22 protein-coding genes are annotated in these 18,153 nt (G+C 72.2%); 16 read left to right on the top strand and 6 right to left on the bottom strand.

The annotated features are described in order from the left end of the window. The first annotated feature begins 103 nt into the window (after positions 1 to 103). The 7 genes from LUW87_RS09955 (at position 104) to LUW87_RS09930 (ending at position 5,252) form a co-directional block, all read left to right on the top strand. On the top strand, positions 104 to 472 hold the full coding sequence (locus tag LUW87_RS09955) for a hypothetical protein (RefSeq protein ID WP_232671024.1): 369 nt from the start codon (positions 104 to 106) through the stop codon (positions 470 to 472). A gap of 88 nt (positions 473 to 560) precedes the next feature. After that, complete coding sequence (locus LUW87_RS19235; RefSeq protein WP_232671023.1) at positions 561 to 2,129, top strand: CYTH and CHAD domain-containing protein; 1,569 nt, start codon at positions 561 to 563, stop codon at positions 2,127 to 2,129. Next, a complete protein-coding gene (locus tag LUW87_RS09945) occupies positions 2,126 to 2,872 on the top strand; it encodes a ParA family protein (protein ID WP_232671022.1) in 747 nt (248 codons plus the stop codon). The genes LUW87_RS19235 and LUW87_RS09945 overlap by 4 nt, the downstream gene beginning before the upstream one ends. A gap of 86 nt (positions 2,873 to 2,958) precedes the next feature. Next, positions 2,959 to 3,270: a hypothetical protein gene (locus LUW87_RS19230; RefSeq protein WP_346742442.1), complete on the top strand. Its 312-nt coding sequence runs from the start codon at positions 2,959 to 2,961 to the stop codon at positions 3,268 to 3,270. A 997-nt stretch (positions 3,271 to 4,267) separates the two neighbouring features. Next, positions 4,268 to 4,687 carry a VOC family protein gene (locus tag LUW87_RS09940; protein WP_232671021.1) on the top strand — a complete coding sequence of 140 codons (420 nt, stop codon included), beginning with the start codon at positions 4,268 to 4,270 and terminating at the stop codon, positions 4,685 to 4,687. Next, entirely contained in the window at positions 4,687 to 4,905 is a 219-nt protein-coding gene (locus LUW87_RS09935; RefSeq protein WP_232671020.1) for a VOC family protein, read from the top strand. Before LUW87_RS09940 ends, LUW87_RS09935 begins: the two co-directional genes overlap by 1 nt. A 77-nt stretch (positions 4,906 to 4,982) precedes the next feature. Further along, the gene (locus tag LUW87_RS09930; protein ID WP_232671019.1) at positions 4,983 to 5,252 is read left to right on the top strand and encodes a YdeI/OmpD-associated family protein; all 270 of its coding nucleotides are present in this window, start codon (positions 4,983 to 4,985) and stop codon (positions 5,250 to 5,252) included. A 254-nt stretch (positions 5,253 to 5,506) separates the two neighbouring features. Here the strand turns inward: LUW87_RS09930 and LUW87_RS09925 are convergent, their stop codons facing one another. Then, the gene (locus tag LUW87_RS09925; protein WP_430300535.1) at positions 5,507 to 6,331 is read right to left on the bottom strand and encodes a TSUP family transporter; all 825 of its coding nucleotides are present in this window, start codon (positions 6,329 to 6,331) and stop codon (positions 5,507 to 5,509) included. A 177-nt stretch (positions 6,332 to 6,508) separates the two neighbouring features. Here LUW87_RS09925 and gluQRS point away from each other — a divergent pair, with 177 nt between their 5' ends. Genes gluQRS through LUW87_RS09910 form a run of 3 tightly spaced genes read left to right on the top strand, consistent with a single transcriptional unit; the run spans position 6,509 to position 10,178 of the window. Further along, positions 6,509 to 7,549 (top strand): tRNA glutamyl-Q(34) synthetase GluQRS, encoded by a 1,041-nt coding sequence (gene gluQRS, locus LUW87_RS09920; protein ID WP_232671017.1) that lies wholly within the window; start codon positions 6,509 to 6,511, stop codon positions 7,547 to 7,549. Next, positions 7,546 to 8,220: a DUF4031 domain-containing protein gene (locus tag LUW87_RS19225; RefSeq protein WP_232671016.1), complete on the top strand. Its 675-nt coding sequence runs from the start codon at positions 7,546 to 7,548 to the stop codon at positions 8,218 to 8,220. Before gluQRS ends, LUW87_RS19225 begins: the two co-directional genes overlap by 4 nt. A gap of 14 nt (positions 8,221 to 8,234) precedes the next feature. Then, positions 8,235 to 10,178, top strand: coding sequence for a putative bifunctional diguanylate cyclase/phosphodiesterase (locus tag LUW87_RS09910; protein ID WP_232671015.1), 1,944 nt, complete (start codon positions 8,235 to 8,237; stop codon positions 10,176 to 10,178). Between the two features lie 16 nt (positions 10,179 to 10,194). Here LUW87_RS09910 and LUW87_RS09905 read toward each other — a convergent pair whose 3' ends face one another. Further along, entirely contained in the window at positions 10,195 to 10,410 is a 216-nt protein-coding gene (locus LUW87_RS09905) for a DUF6457 domain-containing protein (RefSeq protein WP_232671014.1), read from the bottom strand. A gap of 23 nt (positions 10,411 to 10,433) precedes the next feature. Here LUW87_RS09905 and arfB point away from each other — a divergent pair, with 23 nt between their 5' ends. Both arfB and LUW87_RS09895 read left to right on the top strand, forming a co-directional pair. Continuing rightward, entirely contained in the window at positions 10,434 to 10,853 is a 420-nt protein-coding gene (gene arfB, locus LUW87_RS09900; protein ID WP_232671013.1) for an alternative ribosome rescue aminoacyl-tRNA hydrolase ArfB, read from the top strand. Positions 10,854 to 10,929: 76 nt separating this feature from the next. After that, complete coding sequence (locus LUW87_RS09895; RefSeq protein WP_232671012.1) at positions 10,930 to 11,814, top strand: TIGR03564 family F420-dependent LLM class oxidoreductase; 885 nt, start codon at positions 10,930 to 10,932, stop codon at positions 11,812 to 11,814. Positions 11,815 to 11,839: 25 nt separating this feature from the next. On the opposite strand, the gene LUW87_RS09890 is transcribed toward LUW87_RS09895, so the two are convergent. Further along, on the bottom strand, positions 11,840 to 13,375 hold the full coding sequence (locus tag LUW87_RS09890) for a sulfatase family protein (protein ID WP_232671011.1): 1,536 nt from the start codon (positions 13,373 to 13,375) through the stop codon (positions 11,840 to 11,842). After that, complete coding sequence (locus LUW87_RS09885) at positions 13,375 to 13,818, bottom strand: SRPBCC family protein (RefSeq protein ID WP_232671010.1); 444 nt, start codon at positions 13,816 to 13,818, stop codon at positions 13,375 to 13,377. Before LUW87_RS09885 ends, LUW87_RS09890 begins: the two co-directional genes overlap by 1 nt. Positions 13,819 to 13,948: 130 nt before the next feature. Between LUW87_RS09885 and LUW87_RS09880 the strand changes: the two genes are divergently transcribed. Together LUW87_RS09880 and LUW87_RS09875 are read left to right on the top strand one after the other, a co-directional pair. Then, positions 13,949 to 14,485, top strand: a complete 537-nt coding sequence (locus tag LUW87_RS09880) for a flavin reductase family protein (RefSeq protein ID WP_232671009.1) — start codon at positions 13,949 to 13,951, stop codon at positions 14,483 to 14,485. 315 nt (positions 14,486 to 14,800) lie between these two features. Continuing rightward, complete coding sequence (locus LUW87_RS09875) at positions 14,801 to 15,022, top strand: hypothetical protein (RefSeq protein WP_232671008.1); 222 nt, start codon at positions 14,801 to 14,803, stop codon at positions 15,020 to 15,022. Between the two features lie 76 nt (positions 15,023 to 15,098). Here the strand turns inward: LUW87_RS09875 and LUW87_RS09870 are convergent, their stop codons facing one another. After that, the gene (locus LUW87_RS09870) at positions 15,099 to 15,398 is read right to left on the bottom strand and encodes a helix-turn-helix transcriptional regulator (protein ID WP_232671007.1); all 300 of its coding nucleotides are present in this window, start codon (positions 15,396 to 15,398) and stop codon (positions 15,099 to 15,101) included. 27 nt (positions 15,399 to 15,425) lie between these two features. Here LUW87_RS09870 and LUW87_RS09865 point away from each other — a divergent pair, with 27 nt between their 5' ends. Both LUW87_RS09865 and purE read left to right on the top strand, forming a co-directional pair. Further along, positions 15,426 to 16,583, top strand: a complete 1,158-nt coding sequence (locus tag LUW87_RS09865) for a 5-(carboxyamino)imidazole ribonucleotide synthase (RefSeq protein WP_232671006.1) — start codon at positions 15,426 to 15,428, stop codon at positions 16,581 to 16,583. Positions 16,584 to 16,658: 75 nt separating this feature from the next. After that, complete coding sequence (gene purE / locus LUW87_RS09860) at positions 16,659 to 17,165, top strand: 5-(carboxyamino)imidazole ribonucleotide mutase (RefSeq protein WP_346742437.1); 507 nt, start codon at positions 16,659 to 16,661, stop codon at positions 17,163 to 17,165. 36 nt (positions 17,166 to 17,201) lie between these two features. Here the strand turns inward: purE and LUW87_RS19220 are convergent, their stop codons facing one another. Next, on the bottom strand, positions 17,202 to 17,966 hold the full coding sequence (locus tag LUW87_RS19220) for an excalibur calcium-binding domain-containing protein (RefSeq protein ID WP_232671005.1): 765 nt from the start codon (positions 17,964 to 17,966) through the stop codon (positions 17,202 to 17,204). Positions 17,967 to 18,153: the final 187 nt, after the last annotated feature.

Raw genomic sequence — 18,153 nt, 5'->3', positions numbered from 1 at the left:
ACCGTCGGGTCGATCGCCGGTTCACCTCCCGGTCACCTGCCGGCCACGGGTCCTCGGGGAGGCGAGAGGTGGCAGTGGCGCCGGCCGTTCGTAGCGTGGGGCCATGGCGATCCAGGTCCACGTCCACGACGATGCCGTCGACATCGAGCTCACCGGCCCCGATCGGATGTTGGCGCTCAAGTCCCACCTCCGGGTCCCCATGTCGGTGGTCACCGATGCGCGGGTGGCGTCCCAGCAGGATCTGAAGGCCGAGCTCGGCTGGCGGGTGGGTGGCACCTACGTGCCCGGGTGCGTCGCCGCCGGGCACTACTCCACCCGCGGCCGCAAGGGCGTACGTCAGCTCTGGTCCGCCTACCGGGACCCAGAGGTGCTCGTCATCGAGACCTCGCTGGCCAACCCGTGGCGCATCGTGCTGCAGCATCCCGACCGGGACCGCTTGGCCTGGCTCATCGCCGAGCGAGCCCACCGTTGAGGTGGGGTCCGGCCGCGATGGTCGGGCCCACGGCCGTCGGGCCGACCGGTAGCCTGGCGCCGACCGTCGGACAGCCAAGGGGTTGCGGGTGAGCCAGATCCAGCGCTTCGCGGTGGTGGGTGAGGGTGATCCGGAGACCCTCCTGGCGGCCGTGGCCGAGCGCACCGGGCTGGTGCCGACGGGAGAGGTGGCGGCCCGCCGCATCTTCCTCGACACCGCGGACGGGCGCGTGCGCAAGGCCGGAGGGTGTCTGGAGATGCGCAGCCCCGTCCGGGGTCGCCAGGCGCCCACGCTGGTGTGGAGCTCCGTCGAGACCGGCGAGACCCTGGGCACCGTCGACCTGGCCCGCGACGCCGACCCTCCCCGGTGGGTCGAGGACCTCCCGGACTCACCGGTGCGCGACCGCCTGGCCCCGCTGCTCGAGATGCGGGTGCTGCTCCCGCAGGCCGAGGTCATGAGTCGTCTCACGATGCTCGCCGAGCGTGACGACGAGGGCAAGACCACGGCGAGGCTGGTGCTCGACGACAGCACCCTGCTCGGGTCGGCGACCCTCCCGCCGGTGGTCGAGGTGCTGCCCGTCCGGGGCTACGAGAAGGACGCCACCCGTCTCGCCGGTTTCCTCGCCGCCCAGGTCATCCTCGAGCCGGTGGACGGCCCGTTGGTCGATCTGGCCCGCGAGGCGCTCGACGCCCCGGCCTACCTCAGCTCCAAGTTGAAGCTCGTCCTCGACCCGGACGTCACCGCAGAGGAGGCGTGGCGGGAGGTCCTCTCGGTCCTGGCCTCCACCATGGCGGCCAACCTCGAGGGCACCAGGGACGACACCGACTCCGAGTTCCTGCACGACTACCGGGTGGCGGTGCGCCGCACCCGCTCGGTGCTCCAGGAGGGCCGGGGTGTGCTGCCCGACGAGGCCCGGGCGCGGTGGCGTCAGGAGTTCAAGTGGCTCGGCGACATCACCACGCCCACCCGTGACGCCGACGTGCACCTCCTCGACCTCCCGGCCCTGGTCGCCACCCTCCCGGCCGAGCGCGCCGCCGACCTCGAGCCCCTCCACGATCTGCTCGTCGCCCACCAGCAGCGCTGCCACGACGAGCTGGTCGAGGCGCTCGACTCCGAGCGGGCCGCGGCCCTGGTCGCCTCCTGGGACCGGTTCCTGACCGAGCCCTGGACCGACGCCGGCACCGACGCCTCCCGCCCGGCGCCGGAGGTGGCGGCCGAGCGACTGGCCAAGGCCTGGAAGCGCGTGGTCCGCGACGGCCGGCGCATCGGCGACGACAGCCCCGCCGAGCTGCTCCACGACCTGCGCAAGGACGCCAAGCGCCTCCGCTACCTGCTCGAGTGCTTCGGGTCGTTGCTCGACCGCGAGGTCGCCCCCTTGGCCGTCAAGGCCCTCAAGGGCTTGCAGGACTGCCTCGGCGAGTTCCAGGACACCGAGGTCCAAGCCGACGCCCTCGGTCACTTCGGCGACGCGCTCGTCGCCCGGGGCGACACGCCGGCGGCCACCCTGTTGGCCATGGGCGGCGTGGTGGAGCACCTGGGGGAGCGGGGCCGACGCGCTCGCCAGCAGTTCGCCGGACGCTTCGCCGCGTTCGACCATCCCGACACCCGGCGGGTCTTCCGCCGGCTCATCGACGTCTCGGAAGGCACCGACGGGTGAAGATCCTCGCGACCTACAACATCAAGGGTGGGGTGGGGAAGACCGCCGCTGCCGTGAACCTGGCCCACCAGGCCTCCCTCGAGGGCCACCGGGTGCTGGTCTGGGACCTCGACCCGCAGGGCGCCGCCACCTTCTACTTCCGGGTGAAGCCCAAGGTGAAGGGCGGGGGCGAGGCCCTCGTCCGCGGCAGGCGCGAGCTCGACCGGGCGGTGAAGGGCACCGACTTCGACAACCTCGACCTGGTGCCGGCCGACTTCTCGTACCGCAACCTCGACCTCCTCCTCGACGAGGCGAAGAAGCCCCTCGGCCGACTGGGGAAGCTCCTCGCTCCCATGAAGTCCGACTACGACATCGTGGTGCTCGACTGCCCGCCGAGCATCTCGCTGGCGTCCGAGGCCGTGTTCCGGGCAGCCAACGCCCTCATCGTGCCGATCATCCCCACCACGTTGTCGGCCCGCACCTTCGATCAGCTCGACGGCTTCGTGAACGAGCACCCCGAGGTGGTCAAGAAGCTGAAGATCATGGGCTTCTTCTCCATGGTCGATGCCCGCAAGAGCCTGCATCGCGAGATGGTCGAGGAGCTGCGCGCCCAACGCCCCGGGCTGCTGGAGACCCCGATCCCCTCGGCCACCGACGTCGAGCGCATGGGCGTGCACCGCGCCCCGGTGGCGGCCTACGCCCCGACCAGCCGGGCGGCCAAGGCCTACGCCGCCCTCTGGTCCGAGATCACCGACCGTCTCTGATCCTCGACGGCGGGCCTGGTTCCTACTCGCCGACCGTGTCGACCGCGCCGCTCCGGATTGTCACAGCGGCCTGGGACCATCGAGGCATGCCAACGTCGTCGATCACCTACTGGAACGTCGGGTCCCTCGAATTTCGCTACTTGCTGACGTGGTACATCCACCGAGTGGGGCAGGTTCGTGTGCCGGAGCTCGTCCAGTTCTTGCAGGGTCGAGGCGTGCAAATCCCAGGGCGTCCCTCGAAGGTGGTCTCCGATGCCCTGCGCGCCGAGGTGCGGCGTGGCCGGGTGGTGCGGCTCGGGCGGGGTGTCTACGGGCCTGGCCACATGCCCCGCTCGACGGCCCATCGGATCTCGGTGAGAGTGCGCGCGATCGAAGCTGAGTCACCCGAAGCGGCATGAGGTCGAAAATGCCCACGTCGTAGCGACAACGTGACGTCGACGCCGAGGTTGTCGCTACGACGTGGGCAAATCGGCGAGCGGCGCGGTCGGACCCGCCCGGCGCCGCCTCTGGGTCCTTGGCACTCCGAGCGCAGCGACGAAGACAACGGCAACGGTCGTCGCGGCAAGACCTCCCGCAACGAGACCAACAAAGAGTGCGTCACCGCCAGCCGAATGCCAGGGCTGGAGCACTTCCTGCGGTTGCCCGTCGACGACCACGGTGTAGCGCGTTCCGGGGGGAAACCAGCTGTGCTCGGAGTCGATGTAGGCCGTCGCTTCTCGGACCCCACCGACACTCTCGAGAGCGAGACTCGCACCGAAGAGGCCGACAGCGAGCGACGCCGCCACGAAGGCAACGGAGGCCACGACGACCCACGAGAGGAGCCTCCACCCGAACCTGAGGTGTCGCCATCGACGACGACCTCGGGTCCACCAACCCGCGACAGCGTCCTCGCCAGGTGCTGCTGTCCGCCAGGCCCACACAACCCGCAGGGTAGAGGAGCTGCATGCGAGACGGTGGGCAGCGGCAACTCGAATCGCATCCGTCCGCCGGCCACTCCAGGAGCATCGCAGGTCCGGCCTGCGATCCGAGGTGCCGGTCTACCGGGGCCTCAGAGCCCAGGAGGTGGGTCACCCGGATAACCGGCGTTCCGGGGCGGTGGCGCCGACTGTGAAAATGCCCACGTCGTAGCGACAACGTGAAGTCACCGCCGAGGTTGTCGCTACGACGTGGGCAAATCGGGCGAGCGACACGGCCAGACCCGACCCCCGGCTCGGGCCCTCTGGTCTCGAGTCCGAGCAGGAAGTGCCGATTCATCCCGACCCGATCCCGGCGATCGGGGGCAGGTGCCTGGCGAGCTCAATCTCTCCTCCGACCCAGCCGTCATCGTCGCGATGAGTTTGCGATGCTGGCTCCGTCCATAGGAGTGACGAACGTGCTCGCTACCAGGAGGTCCCGATGTCGTTGTACCCGTACCTGTTCTTCTCCGGCATGGCGCGAGAGGCCATGACGCGCTATCAGGCCGTCCTCGGCGGAGAACTCGAGATCATGGCGGCGTCGGAGATCCCCGAGGGTGAGGATCCGGGCATGGAGATGGCCCCGGACGCAGTGATGCACGCAGCGCTCACCCTGCCCGACGGATCGCTGATCATGGGTTCGGACGACCCCACCGGCGACGGCGGCGGTGTGAAGGGTGTGGCGCTCCACCTGAGCTACGAGGACCTCGACGAAGTCCGCCGGGCCTTCGATGCGCTGGCCGACGGTGGCGAGGTGCAGATGCCGCTCGAGCCGGTGTTCTGGTCGCCGCTGTTCGGGGCGTGCGTGGACCGCTTCGGTGTGTCGTGGATGCTCAGCGGTGAGACCGAGGAGCAGGGCTGATGCCGGCGATCATCACCAACCTGTGGTTCGACAGCGAGGCGCTCGAGGTCGCCGAGTTCTACTGCTCGGTCTTCCCGAACTCGGGGATCGACCTCGTCACCAACTACACCGACGTCGGCCCGGGCCCGGCGGGCACGCCCGTGACGGTGGACTTCCGCCTCGACCGGACCCGGTTCACCGCCATCAACGGAGGGCCGCACGGGGCATGGCCGCGATGATGTCCATGGAGAAGATCGAACTCGCTGCGCTGCTGGCGGCGGTCGATGGCGACGGGGTAGGGCGTTAGCGTGCGCTCGTGAGCGATTCATCCGTGCCCGGCGGGGTGGTCCACGAGCTACCTGGCGACCTGCGCGACGCGTTGGTCGCCAGCTCCACCGCGCTCGATGCGTGGCGCGACATCACCCCCCTCGCCCGAAACGAGTTCATCTGCTGGGTCGAGGACGCGAAGCAGCAGGTCACTCGGGAACGGCGGATCCGGCGGACCGGGGAGGAGCTCGAGGAAGGCCAGCGCCGGCCTTGCTGCTGGCCGGGTTGCAAGCACCGCGAGCGCACCGGCCGAGCGTGATGGAGTTCTTCACCAGAATGTGGCGCTGAACCTCGCGGCTTTGCTGGCCCTAATGGTTCAGCGCTTGCAACACGTCATCCCGCCGGCCATCGAAGTCCCCTCACCGTTTCCGACCGGCGCATGGCGAAACGGCAGCGGCAGCACCAGTCCAGCCCCGAGCCGGCGCTCTGATCCGGCGTTTCGGGGCGGTCTGCGCTCTGCGACGACTTGGGGCCCATCAACGGTGAGGGCATGGGGGATCGACCGCTGCCCATCTACGTCTGGTGACGCCAAACCTTCACCGCGCTCACCAGGAGGATCATGCTGAGGGCTGGGATCAGAAGCGCCCCCGGTACGACCCCCACCAGCACCCCTCCCAACACGGATCCAGCGAGCGACCCAGCGGCCATCATCACGACGAAGCGGCGGTGCTCTCCAAGGATCGCGAAGCTTGTGTCCTGGCTGTATCGACTGAAGGCGACGACCATGGTGGGCAGTGACACGGCGAGCGACATGCTGCCGGCGAGCTTGATGTCGAGGCCGTAGAGCAGAACGATCGTGGGAATCAACAGCTCGCCCCCCGCAACCCCCATCACCGAGGCGACGACCCCGATCCCGACACCGGCGGCAACGCCCACGACAACGAGCAGGAGCCCATCGAGGCCCAGTGAGCCCATGTCGCCTTGGTGCGATGCGAACAGCACGACGGCGATCCCCACCAGCAGTACTGCGAGCACTCGGTAGAGGACATCGCTGCGCAGTCGCGTCGCCCAACCCGCTCCCAGCCAGGCGCCGATGAGACTCCCGGCGAGCAGGTTCACGGCGACATCCCAGTGAGCGGCCATGTCGGCCAAGGGCACGGCGAAGAGTCGTACCGGGAGAGCCGCGGCCACGACCACGAGGCTCATGGCCTTGTTGAGGATCACGGCGTGCAGCGCAGCGAAACCGAACGCTCCGATCAGCAAAGGCAGTCGGAACTCGGCGCCACCCAGACCGATGAGTCCACCCAAAACACCCACCGCTGCGCCTGCCAGCAGCACGAGAGCGACGGACTGGCGGCGCCGTTCAGGTGTGCGCCCGAGGAGCCGCGATCTCACCATCGCAGGATCTCACAGCCAGACGATCCGCCCAGTGCTGCAGCGTCCCCGATGTGTGGGCATCTTTGTCCCTGATGGTCGGACGTCGACCTGGACCGCGCCGGTTCTCGGGCTTCAGGGCGCAGGAGTCCTGCCCGGACGAGGTCGCCGATCAGGGGGTGGTCGCGGCACGATGGAAGGGTGCCCGACGGCCGCTTCGCTCCCAGCCCCACCGGGCCCCTCCACCTCGGCAACCTGCGCACCGCGCTGTTGGCCTGGCTCTTCGCCCGCCACGACGGGAGCCGCTTCCTGCTGCGCATCGAGGACCTCGACGCCGTGGCCTCGCGCCCCGAACACGAAGCCTCCGCCCTCGCCGACATGGCGGCGCTCGGCCTCGACCACGACGGGCCGATCGTGCGCCAGAGCGAACGGCACGAGCACTACGAGGCGGCCATCGCCCGGCTGGTGGCCGAGGACCGCACCTACCCCTGCTACTGCACCCGGCGGGAGGTGCGCGCCGAGCTCGAGGCGTCGGTGAGCGCCCCTCACGGCCCGCTGCCGGCCGATGCCTACCCGGGCACCTGCGCCCGGCTCGACCGGGCCGGGCGGGCCGAGCGGGAAGCGGGAGGGCGGCGCCCGTCGCTGCGGGTCCGGGCCGAGGCGGCCGAAGCCAGCTTCCACGATCGGATCCACGGCCCCGGTCGGGGCGTGGTCGACGACTTCGTGGTCCGCCGGGCCGACGGCGCGCCGGCGTACAACCTGGCGGTCGTGGTCGACGACGCCGACCAGGGCATCGGCGAGGTGGTGCGCGGCGACGACCTCCTCGACAGCACCCCGCGCCAGATCCTGTTGGGCCGCTGGCTCGGCCTGCCCGAGCCGACCTACGCGCACGTCCCGCTCGTGTTGGGGCCCGATGGCGAGCGCCTGGCCAAGCGCCACGGCTCGGTGACGCTCACCGACCAGCGAGCGGCGGGTCGCACGCCCGGCCGGGTGCTGGCCGCCATGGGTGCCTCGCTGGGCCTGGCCGAGCCCCACGAGGCCGTCGACGCACCGACCCTGCTGGCGCGCTTCGACCCCGACCGCCTGCCCCGGGACCCGTGGGCGCTCCCCGACGAGATGGTGCACCCGATCTCCGGGTCCACGAAGAACGGGACTCCGCCGACCTCCGGCGGGCGCACCGCCCCGGTCGCCGACGCCGGGGACACCGCCGTCGGGACCATTCCTGAGGGGCACCGCCCGTGATCCTCGTCGACCCTCCTGTGTGGACCTTCCGCGGCCGCCGCTGGTCGCACATGGTCAGCGACTCCGACCACGACGAGCTCCACGCCTTCGCCGCCCACCTCGGTCTGCCCCCGAGGGCCTTTCACGCCGACCACTACGACATCCCCGAGGAGATGCGGGCCGAGGCCGTGCTGCTGGGGGCCGTCGAGGTCGACGGCCGTGAGCTGGTGCGGCGTCTCCGCGCCGCCGGCCTGCGCCGACCCCGTGCCCCACGCGGGCTCCTCCACCCCGGGAAGAACCGCCCATCCAGCCCCTCTACGATCACCGTCATGGCCGCCCTGACCCTCTTCCACAACCCCCGCTGCTCGAACTCGCGCCAGGCCCTTGCCGCTCTCGAGGAGCGCGGCGTCGAGTTCGAGACCGTGCTCTACCTGAAGGAGCCTCCGGCGAGGGCGGACCTCGAGCGCCTGGTCGGCCACCTCGACGGCCACGTGGCCGACCTGGTCCGCAAGGACGACCGCTTCAAGGAGCTGGGCCTCGACAAGGCCGCCTACGGCGAGGCGACCGCCGTGGTCGACCTCCTCGTCGAACACCCGGAGCTCATGCAGCGGCCGGTGCTCGAGTCGGGCGATCGAGCCGTGATCGCCCGGCCCCCCGAGCCCTCCGTCGCCGCCTTCCTCGGCGACGCCTGAACCTCCGTCCCCCCGTGACCGACCTGCACCATCCCACGATCGGAGCCGACGCCCTCGCCAAGTTGCTGCGCAACTCAGCCGAGACGGTGACCCTGCTCGGGCCTGATGGCCGCGTGCGCTACGAGGGCGGCAACACCGAGCCCACCCTCGGCTACGAGAGCCTGGCGTCGCTCAGCGTCGAGGACCTGCTCCACCCCGACGACATCGCCCTCTACCGGGCGGCCCGGCTCGAGGTGCTCAGCGCCCCGGGGGCAGAGGTCCACGGTGAGGTGCGGGTCGGTCATCGCGACGGCGGCTGGGCGTGGGTGGAGTTCACCGCCCGCAACCGCCTCGACGACCCCGACCTGAACGGGATCGTGCTGACCACGCGCAACGCCACCGATCGGCGCCGCAGCGACCGTCTGCTGGCCGGCACCGCCCAGGTCCTCGAAGCCATCGCCGCGTCGCGGTCGCTCGACGAGATCGTCGACCTCGTGCGCCATCTGGTCGCCGACCAGGGCGACGTCGAGCTCGCCGCGCTGCCCGCCGACGTGTCCGCGCTGGCCGAGGTCCTGGCCACCTCCTCGTTCTCGGCCGCCGAGGAGGCCTCGCGCCTGCTGGGGTTGGCCCGCTCGAGCCACCGAGTGGCATCGGAGCTGCGTCGCCGGGCCCTGGTCGACGACCTCACCGGGCTGGCCAACCGGACCGGGTTCACCGAGGCGCTGCGTCGGCACCTCGAAGGGCCGCGCCGGCCCTCGGCCGTGCTGCTGTTCGACCTCGACCGCTTCAAGCAGGTCAACGACGCCTACGGCCACTCCACCGGTGACGCCCTGCTCGAGCGGGTGGCCGACGCCCTGCGCCGCGTCGTGCGGGTCGGCGACGTGGCCGCTCGCTTCGGCGGCGACGAGTTCGCCGTGCTGTGCGACGCCCTGGATCCGGGCGATCCGGAGCAGGCAGCCGCCGCGGTCGGGCGCCGCCTGGCCCTCGCCCTCAACAACGCCACCGAGCCCGAGTCCCACCTCCGCATCGCCGCCAGCATCGGCATCTCCGTCGACGACGGCACCGGCGCCCGGTGGCGTGATCCCGAAGCGTGGATCGCCGACGCCGACCACGCCATGTACGAGGCCAAGCGCCGAGGTCGCGGTCGGGTCGTGCTGGCCGACGACACCACTCGCCGTGCGGTCGGCGAGCGCCAGCGCACCGAAGTCGGTCTCCGGGCCGCCCTCGACGACGGTTCCCTCGAGGTCTGGTGCCAGCCCATCGTGCGGTTGTCCGACCGTCAGGTCGTGGCCGCCGAGGCGTTGCTGCGTTGGCGCCACGACGACGGCCGCCTCCGGTCGCCAGCGGAGTTCCTCCAGGTGGCCGAGGACTCCGGGCTCATGGGCGCCATCTCCGTGCACACCATCACCAAGGCGATCGAGGTGGCCGCCGGATGGCCCGACCGCTCGGACCTGGCCCCGGTGCTGGTGGCGGTGAACCTCTCGGCCACCCAGCTCCTCGCCGACGACCTCGTCGCCGTGGTCCAGGACGCGCTGCGACGGTGCCAGGTGCAACCCGGTCGGCTGGTCGTCGAGCTCACCGAGCATGTGCTGGCGGCCGACGTGGATCTCGTCGTGGAGCGCCTCTCCGAGCTCCGCGACCTGGGTGTGTCGCTGGTGCTCGACGACTTCGGCACCGGGTGGTCGTCGCTGCAGATGGTGCGCACCATGCCCTTCGACGCCGTCAAGGTCGACCGCAGCTTCATCGCGGAGATGGGCTCGGACCCGGTGGCCGACGACTTCGTGGTGCGCATCGTCGAGCTGTTGCGCACCCTCGGCCGCGAGGTCGTGGCCGAAGGGGTGGAGCACGAGGAGCAGATGGTCCCCCTGCGCCGGGCGGGGTGCGAGTTCGGGCAGGGCTGGCTCTTCGGCCACCCCGTGGCGGTCGGGGCGTTCGCCGAGACCTATCTCGGGGTCGGTGCCCTCGGCGAGGTGGGGTGAGAAGGCGCTGCCGGCGTCAGTCGGCGTCCGCCATCTCGCGGGCGACCGCCAGGGCCTCGGCCGGGGCCATGCCGGCCACACCCACCAGGTAGCAGGTGAGCGGGGCGGCCAGCCGTTCGGAGGCGTGGGCGGCGACGCCGGCGAGGTCGAGGAGCGCCTCCACGGCGTCGTCGTCGAGGGCGGGGAGGCCGAGGCGCTCGGCGAAGGCGGTGATCCACTCGGAGCCGGTCATGGGCCGAGCGTAGGCTCCGGTGCATGAGCGCCGACGACGAGCTGGTGGTGTCGGCAGGGGTCCGGATCCCCGCCCACGAGCTGCAGTGGCGCTTCGGACCCTCCGGCGGTCCCGGGGGCCAGCACGCCAACCGGGCCCACACCCGGGCCGAGGTGCGCTTCGACGTGGCCACGTCGCCGTCGCTGCGCGACGGCGACCGTCGCCGGCTCCTCGACCGTCTCGGACCGGTGGTGACGGCCGCGGCCGACGACGAGCGGTCCCAGCTGCGCAACCGCCGGCTGGCCGCCGACCGGCTGCGCCGGACCCTGGCCACCGCCCTGGTGGTCCGGCCTCCCCGGCGCCCGACCCGGCCCCGCAAGGGGGCGGTGGAGAAGCGTCTGGCGGCCAAGCGCCAGCGCGCCGCCCGCAAGCGGGATCGGCGCCCGGTGCGCCCCGACGACTGATCGACCCGGCAGCGGAGCAGTTAGCGTCGCGGGGCAGGCGGGGGGCCGGCCCTCGTCGCGCGAGAGGAGCCTCACCGTGCGCATCGGCGTGTTCACCCAACCCTCCACCGTCACCGCCGCCGTCGGGGATGTCCGCCGGGTCGCCGACGCGGGGTTCGCGTCGGTCTGGATGCCGCAGATCTTCGGCATCGACGCCATCACCGCCCTCACCGTGGCCGCCCACGAGGTGCCCGACATCGAGCTGGGCACCGCGGTCGTGCCCACCTTCCCCCGCCATCCGATGATGCTGGCCGCCCAGGCGCTCACCCTCCAACAGACCTCGGGCGGGCGCTTCACCCTCGGCATCGGCCTGTCGCACCAGCTCGTGATCGAAGGGATGCTCGGGTTGTCCTGGGACAAGCCGGTGCGCCACCTGCGCGAGTACCTGTCGATCCTGCTGCCGTTGGTGCGGGGCGAGGCAGCCGACTTCGAAGGGGAGACCCTCACCGCCAAGCTGGCCCTCGACGTCCCCGAGGCGGCACCCGTCCCCGTGCTGGTCGCCGCGCTCGGCTCCCAGATGCTGGGCGTCGCCGGGCGGCGGGCCGAGGGCACGGTGACCTGGATGACCGGTCCGGCCACCATCGCCGATCACGTGGCCCCCACCATCGGTGCCGCCGCCGCGGACGCGGGTCGACCGGCGCCCCGCATCGTCTGCGCGCTCCCGGTGTGCGTCACCGACGACGAGGGCGCCGCCCGCGAACGAGCCGCCGAGCAGTTCCAGATGTACGGCTTCCTGCCGTCCTACCGGGCCATGCTCGACCGCGAAGGTGTCGCCGGACCGGCCGACGTGGCGATCGTCGGCGACGCCGCCGCCGTGAAGGCCGGCATCGAGCGGGTGCGGGAGGCGGGGGCGACGGAGTTCGTGGCCGTGCCCTACGCCAACCGCGACGCCACGCTCGAGGTGCTCGCCGAGCTGACCTGAGCCCCGCCGGTGCGATCCGGCCGACTCAGACCGGGGCCTCCACCCGCCGGTGCGGACCCGGTCCGACCTGGTGGTCGGCCAGATCCGCCAACAGGTCGTCGCGCAGGGCGCGCACGGCAGGGTCGGTCCAGCGGTTGACCCGTTGGAGCGGATCGTGGGTGAGGTCGAAGAGCTCGCCCTCGGTGCCGTCGTGGACGGTGCCGGCGCCGTAGGTGGTGCACACCCAGCCGTCGCGGGTGATCGTGCGCAGGTGGACCTCGGTGCCGTCGGGTTGCCGGCTGTCCCACTCGGTCAGGACCCGCTCGAAGCCGCGGGCGTCGGCGTCGGCGTCGTCGACCGGCAAGGGGCGACCCTCCATCCACTCCGGAACCGACACCCCGGCGATGGTGCACAGGGTGGGGGCGAGGTCGATGAGGCCAACGGGCCGGTCGACCCGGGCCGGGGTGGCCCCGGCGTTGGGTGCGGGCCGCCACACGAGAGGGAGCCGCATCAGCGAGTCGACGTGGTAGGGCCCCTTGAACAAGAGCCCGTAGTCACCCTGGAACTCGCCGTGGTCGGTGGTGAAGACGACGTCGAGGTCCTCGCCCCAGCCCCGTGCGCCCACCCGGTCCAGGACCCGTCCGATGGCCTCGTCGATCAGCTCGTTCTCGACGTGGGCGAGGGCGTTGACCTCGCGGACCTGGTCGGCGGTGAGGGTGGCCGGCACCCAACGGGCCGGCGCCTCGTAGTTGGAGACCAGGTCGCCGTCGTACCAGAGGCGCCACTGGCGGCCGCGGGCATCGAGCACCGCTTCGCGTTCGGCCGGATCGGCGATGTAGCCGGCCGGGAGGGGCACCTCGCGCCAGTCGATCCGCCCTCGTTCGGACGCGGGCGGGTCCCACGGGTGGTGGGGGTCGGGGAAGCTCATCCAGCAGAACCAGTCGGCATCGTCGTCGAGGCCGTCGAGCCAGGCGATGGTGCGGTCGGCGACCCAGTCGGTGTGGTACCAGCCGCGCTCGATGGGGTTGTGCTTCACCTGGGGCGCGCCCGAGTCGCCGCCGCCGCCGCCGTTGACCTCGAAGTCGCGGTCGAGCACCTGGTAGAAGCCGCCCATGGCCTCGGGGTGGTTGGCCCGCATCCAGTTGGCGTAGTGCGTGAAGCCCACCGCGCCGTGGGTGGCCAGCTCCATGTGCTCGAACCCGCGGCTCGGGCCCGTGCGCCCCTCGACGGCGAGGCGGTTCTCCTCGAAGCGCAGGAACGGATCGAGGAGCGGCTCGAAGTGGCTCTTGCCGATGAGCGCCGTGCGATAGCCGTTGGCCGCGAGGACCTGGGCCACGTCGGGGTGGTCGGCGGCCAGGGGCACGCCGTTCATCCAGACCCCGTGGGTGGCGACGTTCTGGCCGGTCACGATGGTGGCCCGCGACGGCATGCACACCACGTTCTGGGGGCTGGCCCGGTCGTACACGACGCCCTGCGCGGCCAGCCCGTCGATCGTGGGGGTGCGGGCGATGGTGCCCCCGTTGGCGCCGATGGCGTCGTAGCGCATCTGGTCGGTGGTGATCAGCAGGATCTTGCGGCCCATCAGCTGGCCCCCTCGGTGCGGGTCGGCTCTGCGGTTCGGGAGGTGACGGCGGTGGGGCCGCCCTCGGACAGGGTCTTCAGTCCGCCGACGGCGGCGGCGATGGCGCCGTCGATGACGAAGGCCAGGGGATCGGGGGTGATCTCGGTGGAGTACACGACACGGGTGGCGCCGTCGTCGTCGAGCACGTCGACGGTGCCGAGGTGGTGCTCCACCGGGAGGGGGCCGACGATGCGGTACTGGAAGCGCCGCAGGCGCGGGTCGACGTTGACGACCTCCTCGATGAGCGGGAGGCCCGAGCGCAGGGTGATGGTGCGGGTGGACCCCTCGACCACGACCGTCTCCATGCCGGGGAACCACTCGACGATCCGGCCGGGATCCGAGACGAGCGCCCACACCTCGTCCGGAGGTCGAGCGATCCGGGTGTCGCAGCGCAGCGAGGCCATGGCGGGTCCTTTCACCTTGCCTGCAATGATCGCGTCAGGCTAGTGCCCCGACGAGTGACGCAGGTCTCACCGGTCGGTGTCGGCGTGCGACGATGGGCTCGTCGTGGTCGATCGCGGGAAGGGACCGAGCATGGACGACGTCAGCGACGACTTCGCCGACCTGATGGCCCGGGGTGACCAGGCCATGATCATCCTCACCACCGCGTCCGGTGGCGAGCGCTCGGGCTGCCTGGTCGGGTTCCACTCCCAGAGCGGCATCGATCCGCCGCGCTACGCGGTCTGGCTGTCCAAGGCCAACCACACCTTCCAGGTGGGGGCCCTGGCCGACACCTTCGCGGTGCACTTCCCCGCAGCCGACCAGATGGAGCTGGCCGCGCTCTTCGGGGGCGAGACCGGTGACGAGGTCGACAAGTTCGACCGGTGCGCCTGGACCCCGGGACCCGACGGCGTCCCCCTCCTCGACGACTGCCCCAACCGGTTCGTGGCCCGGCGAGAGGGCCTCGTCGACGTGGGCGCCGACCACGTCTGCCTCGACCTGGCGCCGCTGGGCGTCGACCGCGGACCGTCCCCGGAAGCGCTCCTGCGCCTGCACCACGTGGAGGGCATCGACCCGGGCCACGGGGCCGAGGAGCGCCAGCGCCCGACGGTCCCGACCGCAGGGGAGTGAAAACTGCCGACGCCCCCGGGCGGGGGGGCCGGGGGGCGTCGCAGAAACCGGATCGGTTGGGGGGAACCTGACCGGTACGTGGCTTCTCGGGAGGGGGGATCCCGGTGCCAACAGGGGTCACGATACGGGTGAGGGCGCCCGACGTCCATGCCGCGAGCACGGTCAGTCGTCACATGCGGCGGGCGTCACAGCTTCCCGGTCCGGAGGGGTCCATCGGCCCTCCTCTCGGGGAAGGAGTCCTGTCACGATGACGACGACCGCAGCCGCTGGGGCAACGAGGCCCCGCCGGTCGTCCGTGACGAAAGGAGGTCCGTCATGACGACCCTCCCCTCGACCACGGGTGCCCCATGGGGTCCCCGGGTCGGATCCGGTCCCGTACTCTCCGTCTCCCCCGATGTCGACCGACGGGTGGACGAGCGCCAGAGCCAGGTCGACGAACGCCCCGAACGCAGCGGCGAGGCGTGGGTGACCTGCGCCGCGTGCGGCATGGACGTGCGAGCCGACCGGCTACCCCAGCACCGGGCCACGCAGCACTGACGACGAGCACAGCCGACCAGCACAGCGAGCCAGCGTGTCGAGCGCCGGGTGGGCGACGTCGGCGGGGAGCGTCGCCTCAGCGTGACGCGTCGAGCCCCACCAGCTCGAGCAGCTGGCCGATCTGGTGGTCGCGCTCGATGGGATGGCGCAGCGGGCGGTCGGCGATGACCTCGTAGTGGTTGCGGCGGCCCACCCGCCGTCGCGTCAGATACCCCCCGTCCACCAGATCTGCCACGATCGACTGCGTCGAGCGCTCGGTGATACCCACGCGCTCGGCGATGTCACGCAACCGGGACTCGGGGTCCTGGGCGATACAGATCAGGACGTGGGCATGGTTGGTGAGGAAGGTCCAGCTGGCAGCAGGCGTGTCGCTCATGAGGCGTCACCTGACGGCGGTGGGCACGTGAGCACGTCCGGAGCGTACCGGGGCGACCGGCCCTCGGTGGTGGTGGTGGGTGCCGGGCAGCTGGCGCGCATGACCGCCGCCCCCGCTGCCGCCCTCGACATCGAGCTGCGAGTGCTGGCCGCCACGCCGTCGGACTGCGCCACCGCGGTCATCCCCCGGTCGGTCGTGGGCGACTGGGACGACGACGCGGTCGTGGCCGCGGCGGCCGACGGCGCCGACGTCATCACCTTCGACCACGAGCTGGTCGACTCGGCCATCGTCGCCCGATGGGAGGCGGCGGGCCACACCGTCCACCCGGGATCGGCGACGCTGGCCATCGCCGCCGACAAGGCCGCTCAGCGCGCCGCCATGGTCGCCGCCGCCATCCCCGTGCCCGACCACGGTCTGGCCCGCACGGTCGAGGAGGTGGCGGGGTTCGGCGAGCGCTTCGGCTGGCCGCTCGTCGTCAAGGCCGCCCGAGGCGGCTACGACGGCCGCGGGGTGTGGTGGCTCGCCGGGGCCGAAGAGGCGGCACCCGTGCTCGCCGGCCTCCCCGACGGCGTCCCTCTCGTCGTGGAGCCGGTGCTCGACCTCGCCGCCGAGCTGGCGGTGCAGGTGGCCCGTACCCCCGACGGCCGCACCGTCACCTACCCGGCGGTGCGCACCTACCAGCGCGACGGCATCTGCCATGCCGTGGTCGCTCCCTCGGGGCTCCCCGACGAGGTGGAGCAGCGGGCCCGGCAGTTGGCCGAGCAGGTGGCCGAGGCGGTGGACGCGGTCGGGATGCTGGCCGTGGAGTTCTTCTGGGTCGGTGGCGAGGTGCTGGTCAACGAGCTCGCCCCTCGGGCCCACAACTCGGGGCACTACAGCATCGAGGCGTGCGACACGTCCCAGTTCGAGAACCACCTACGGTCGGTGCTCGGCCTCCCCCTCGGCTCGCCCGCCCTCCGCGTACCGGCGGCCGCCATGGTCAACGTGCTCGGCGGTCCCGAGGCCCCCGACCCGGCGCAGGCGCTACGGGCCGCCCTGGCCCATCCCGAGGCCAAGATCCACCTCTACGGCAAGGACCACCGGCCGGGGCGCAAGCTCGGCCACGTCACCGTGTGCGGCGACGACCCCGAGACGGTGCTGGCCCGGGCGCGGGCCGCGGCCGCGGCGCTGGTCGACGGTGCCTGAGCTCGGCGTGCCAGGCTGGGGTCGCGGCCGGTCGAAGGGTCCGTCCGACAGCCGAGCGCGAGGAGACGACCGCCGATGAGCGTCGCAGTGGTGATGGGCAGCGACTCCGACCTGGCGGTCATGGAAGGCGCCGTCGAGGTGCTCGAGCGCTTCGGCGTCGATCACGTCGTGAAGGTCGTGTCCGCCCACCGGGACAGCGCCGGGATGTTGGCCTTCGCCCAGGGAGCCGCCGAGGCCGGCATCGAGGTGATCATCGCCGGCGCCGGCGGCGCCGCCCACCTGCCGGGCATGATCGCCTCGGCCACGCACCTGCCGGTGATCGGGGTGCCGGTGGCGCTCAAGCGCCTCGACGGGCTCGACTCGCTGCTCTCCATCGTGCAGATGCCCAAGGGGGTGCCGGTGGCCACCATGGCCGTCGACGGCGCCGCCAACGCCGGGCTCCTGGCCGTGCGCATCCTCGCGCTCGGCGATCCCCGCCTGTCCGACGCCATGCGCACCCAGCTCGACGAGCTCGCCGGGGAGGTCGCCGAGCGCGACGCCCGGGCCCAGGCCCGTCTGGCCGAGCGGCGCACGACCGGCTGAGCGGACGCCACGACGGGCCGACGGGACGTCCTGCCGCTACTCGCAGGCCACGCCGTCGCCGTCGCCGTCGAGGCGATCGCGGTAGCCCGGCTGGCCCCGAAGGATCGGGGCCACCCCGGCGGCGCGGGCGGCGTCGCAGTTGGCGTAGTACGGCTCGGCCCCCGGCGGTGCGGTGGTGGGGGCGACGGGGACGGTGGGTGCCGGACTGCCCGGGCGGACACCGGGGCGGGCATCGGGTCCGATGCCCGGCGGGCAACCTTCCAGCATCTGGCCCAGCGCGTCGCGTTCGGCGGTGGTGGCGGTGAGGTCGTAGGTGACCTTCATGTGCAGCCAGGCCAACGCGTAAGGGCACCAGGCGGCGCGATCCGGCGGCCGCCACTCGTCGGGGGCCTGCGCCCCCTTGGACTGGTTCGACGCGGCCGACACCGCCACCAGCCCGGCCGGGTCGTTGGCGAAGAGGCGTCGTCGGGGGGCGTCCCAACGCCAGCCGCCCGAGACGAAGGCGTCCTGGAGCGGCACCAGGTGGTCGATCTGCACCGCCCCCGGGTCCGTCGTGGTCGCACCGTCGTAGGGCGAGACCCACTCGCCGGCGACGACCCGGCAGCCGGCGGCCACCGCGGCCGGCACCACTGAGGCGGAGATGAGCGCCTCGGCCCGGGCGTGGCAGCCGTCGCCGTCCAGGTCCTCCCAGTGCCGCCACTCCTCACGCCGGTAGGGGCGGTCCGGCCGGGGTCGGTCGTCGATCACCAGCGGCTCGAGTGCGGTGCGCACGTCGAACGCCGGAGCCTCCGTGGCGGGCACGGACGAGGGCGGTGTCGTCCGCGGTGCGGCGTCGTCTGTCGTGGTCGACGTCGTGGTGTCGGTCGGGGCGGAGTCCGACACCCCGCCCGGCGGCGGATCGGAGGCCGACGAGGGCCCCGTCCCACAGGCGCTGAGCAGAGCGAGCGCGGCGAGCAGGACGAGCACGGCGACCCGCGTCGCCCCTGCA

It is taken from the genome of Rhabdothermincola salaria (assembly GCF_021246445.1).
In the GTDB taxonomy this organism is placed as follows: domain Bacteria; phylum Actinomycetota; class Acidimicrobiia; order Acidimicrobiales; family Acidimicrobilacustridaceae; genus Rhabdothermincola_A; species Rhabdothermincola_A salaria.
This window is presented reverse-complemented; position numbering and strand designations above follow the sequence as displayed.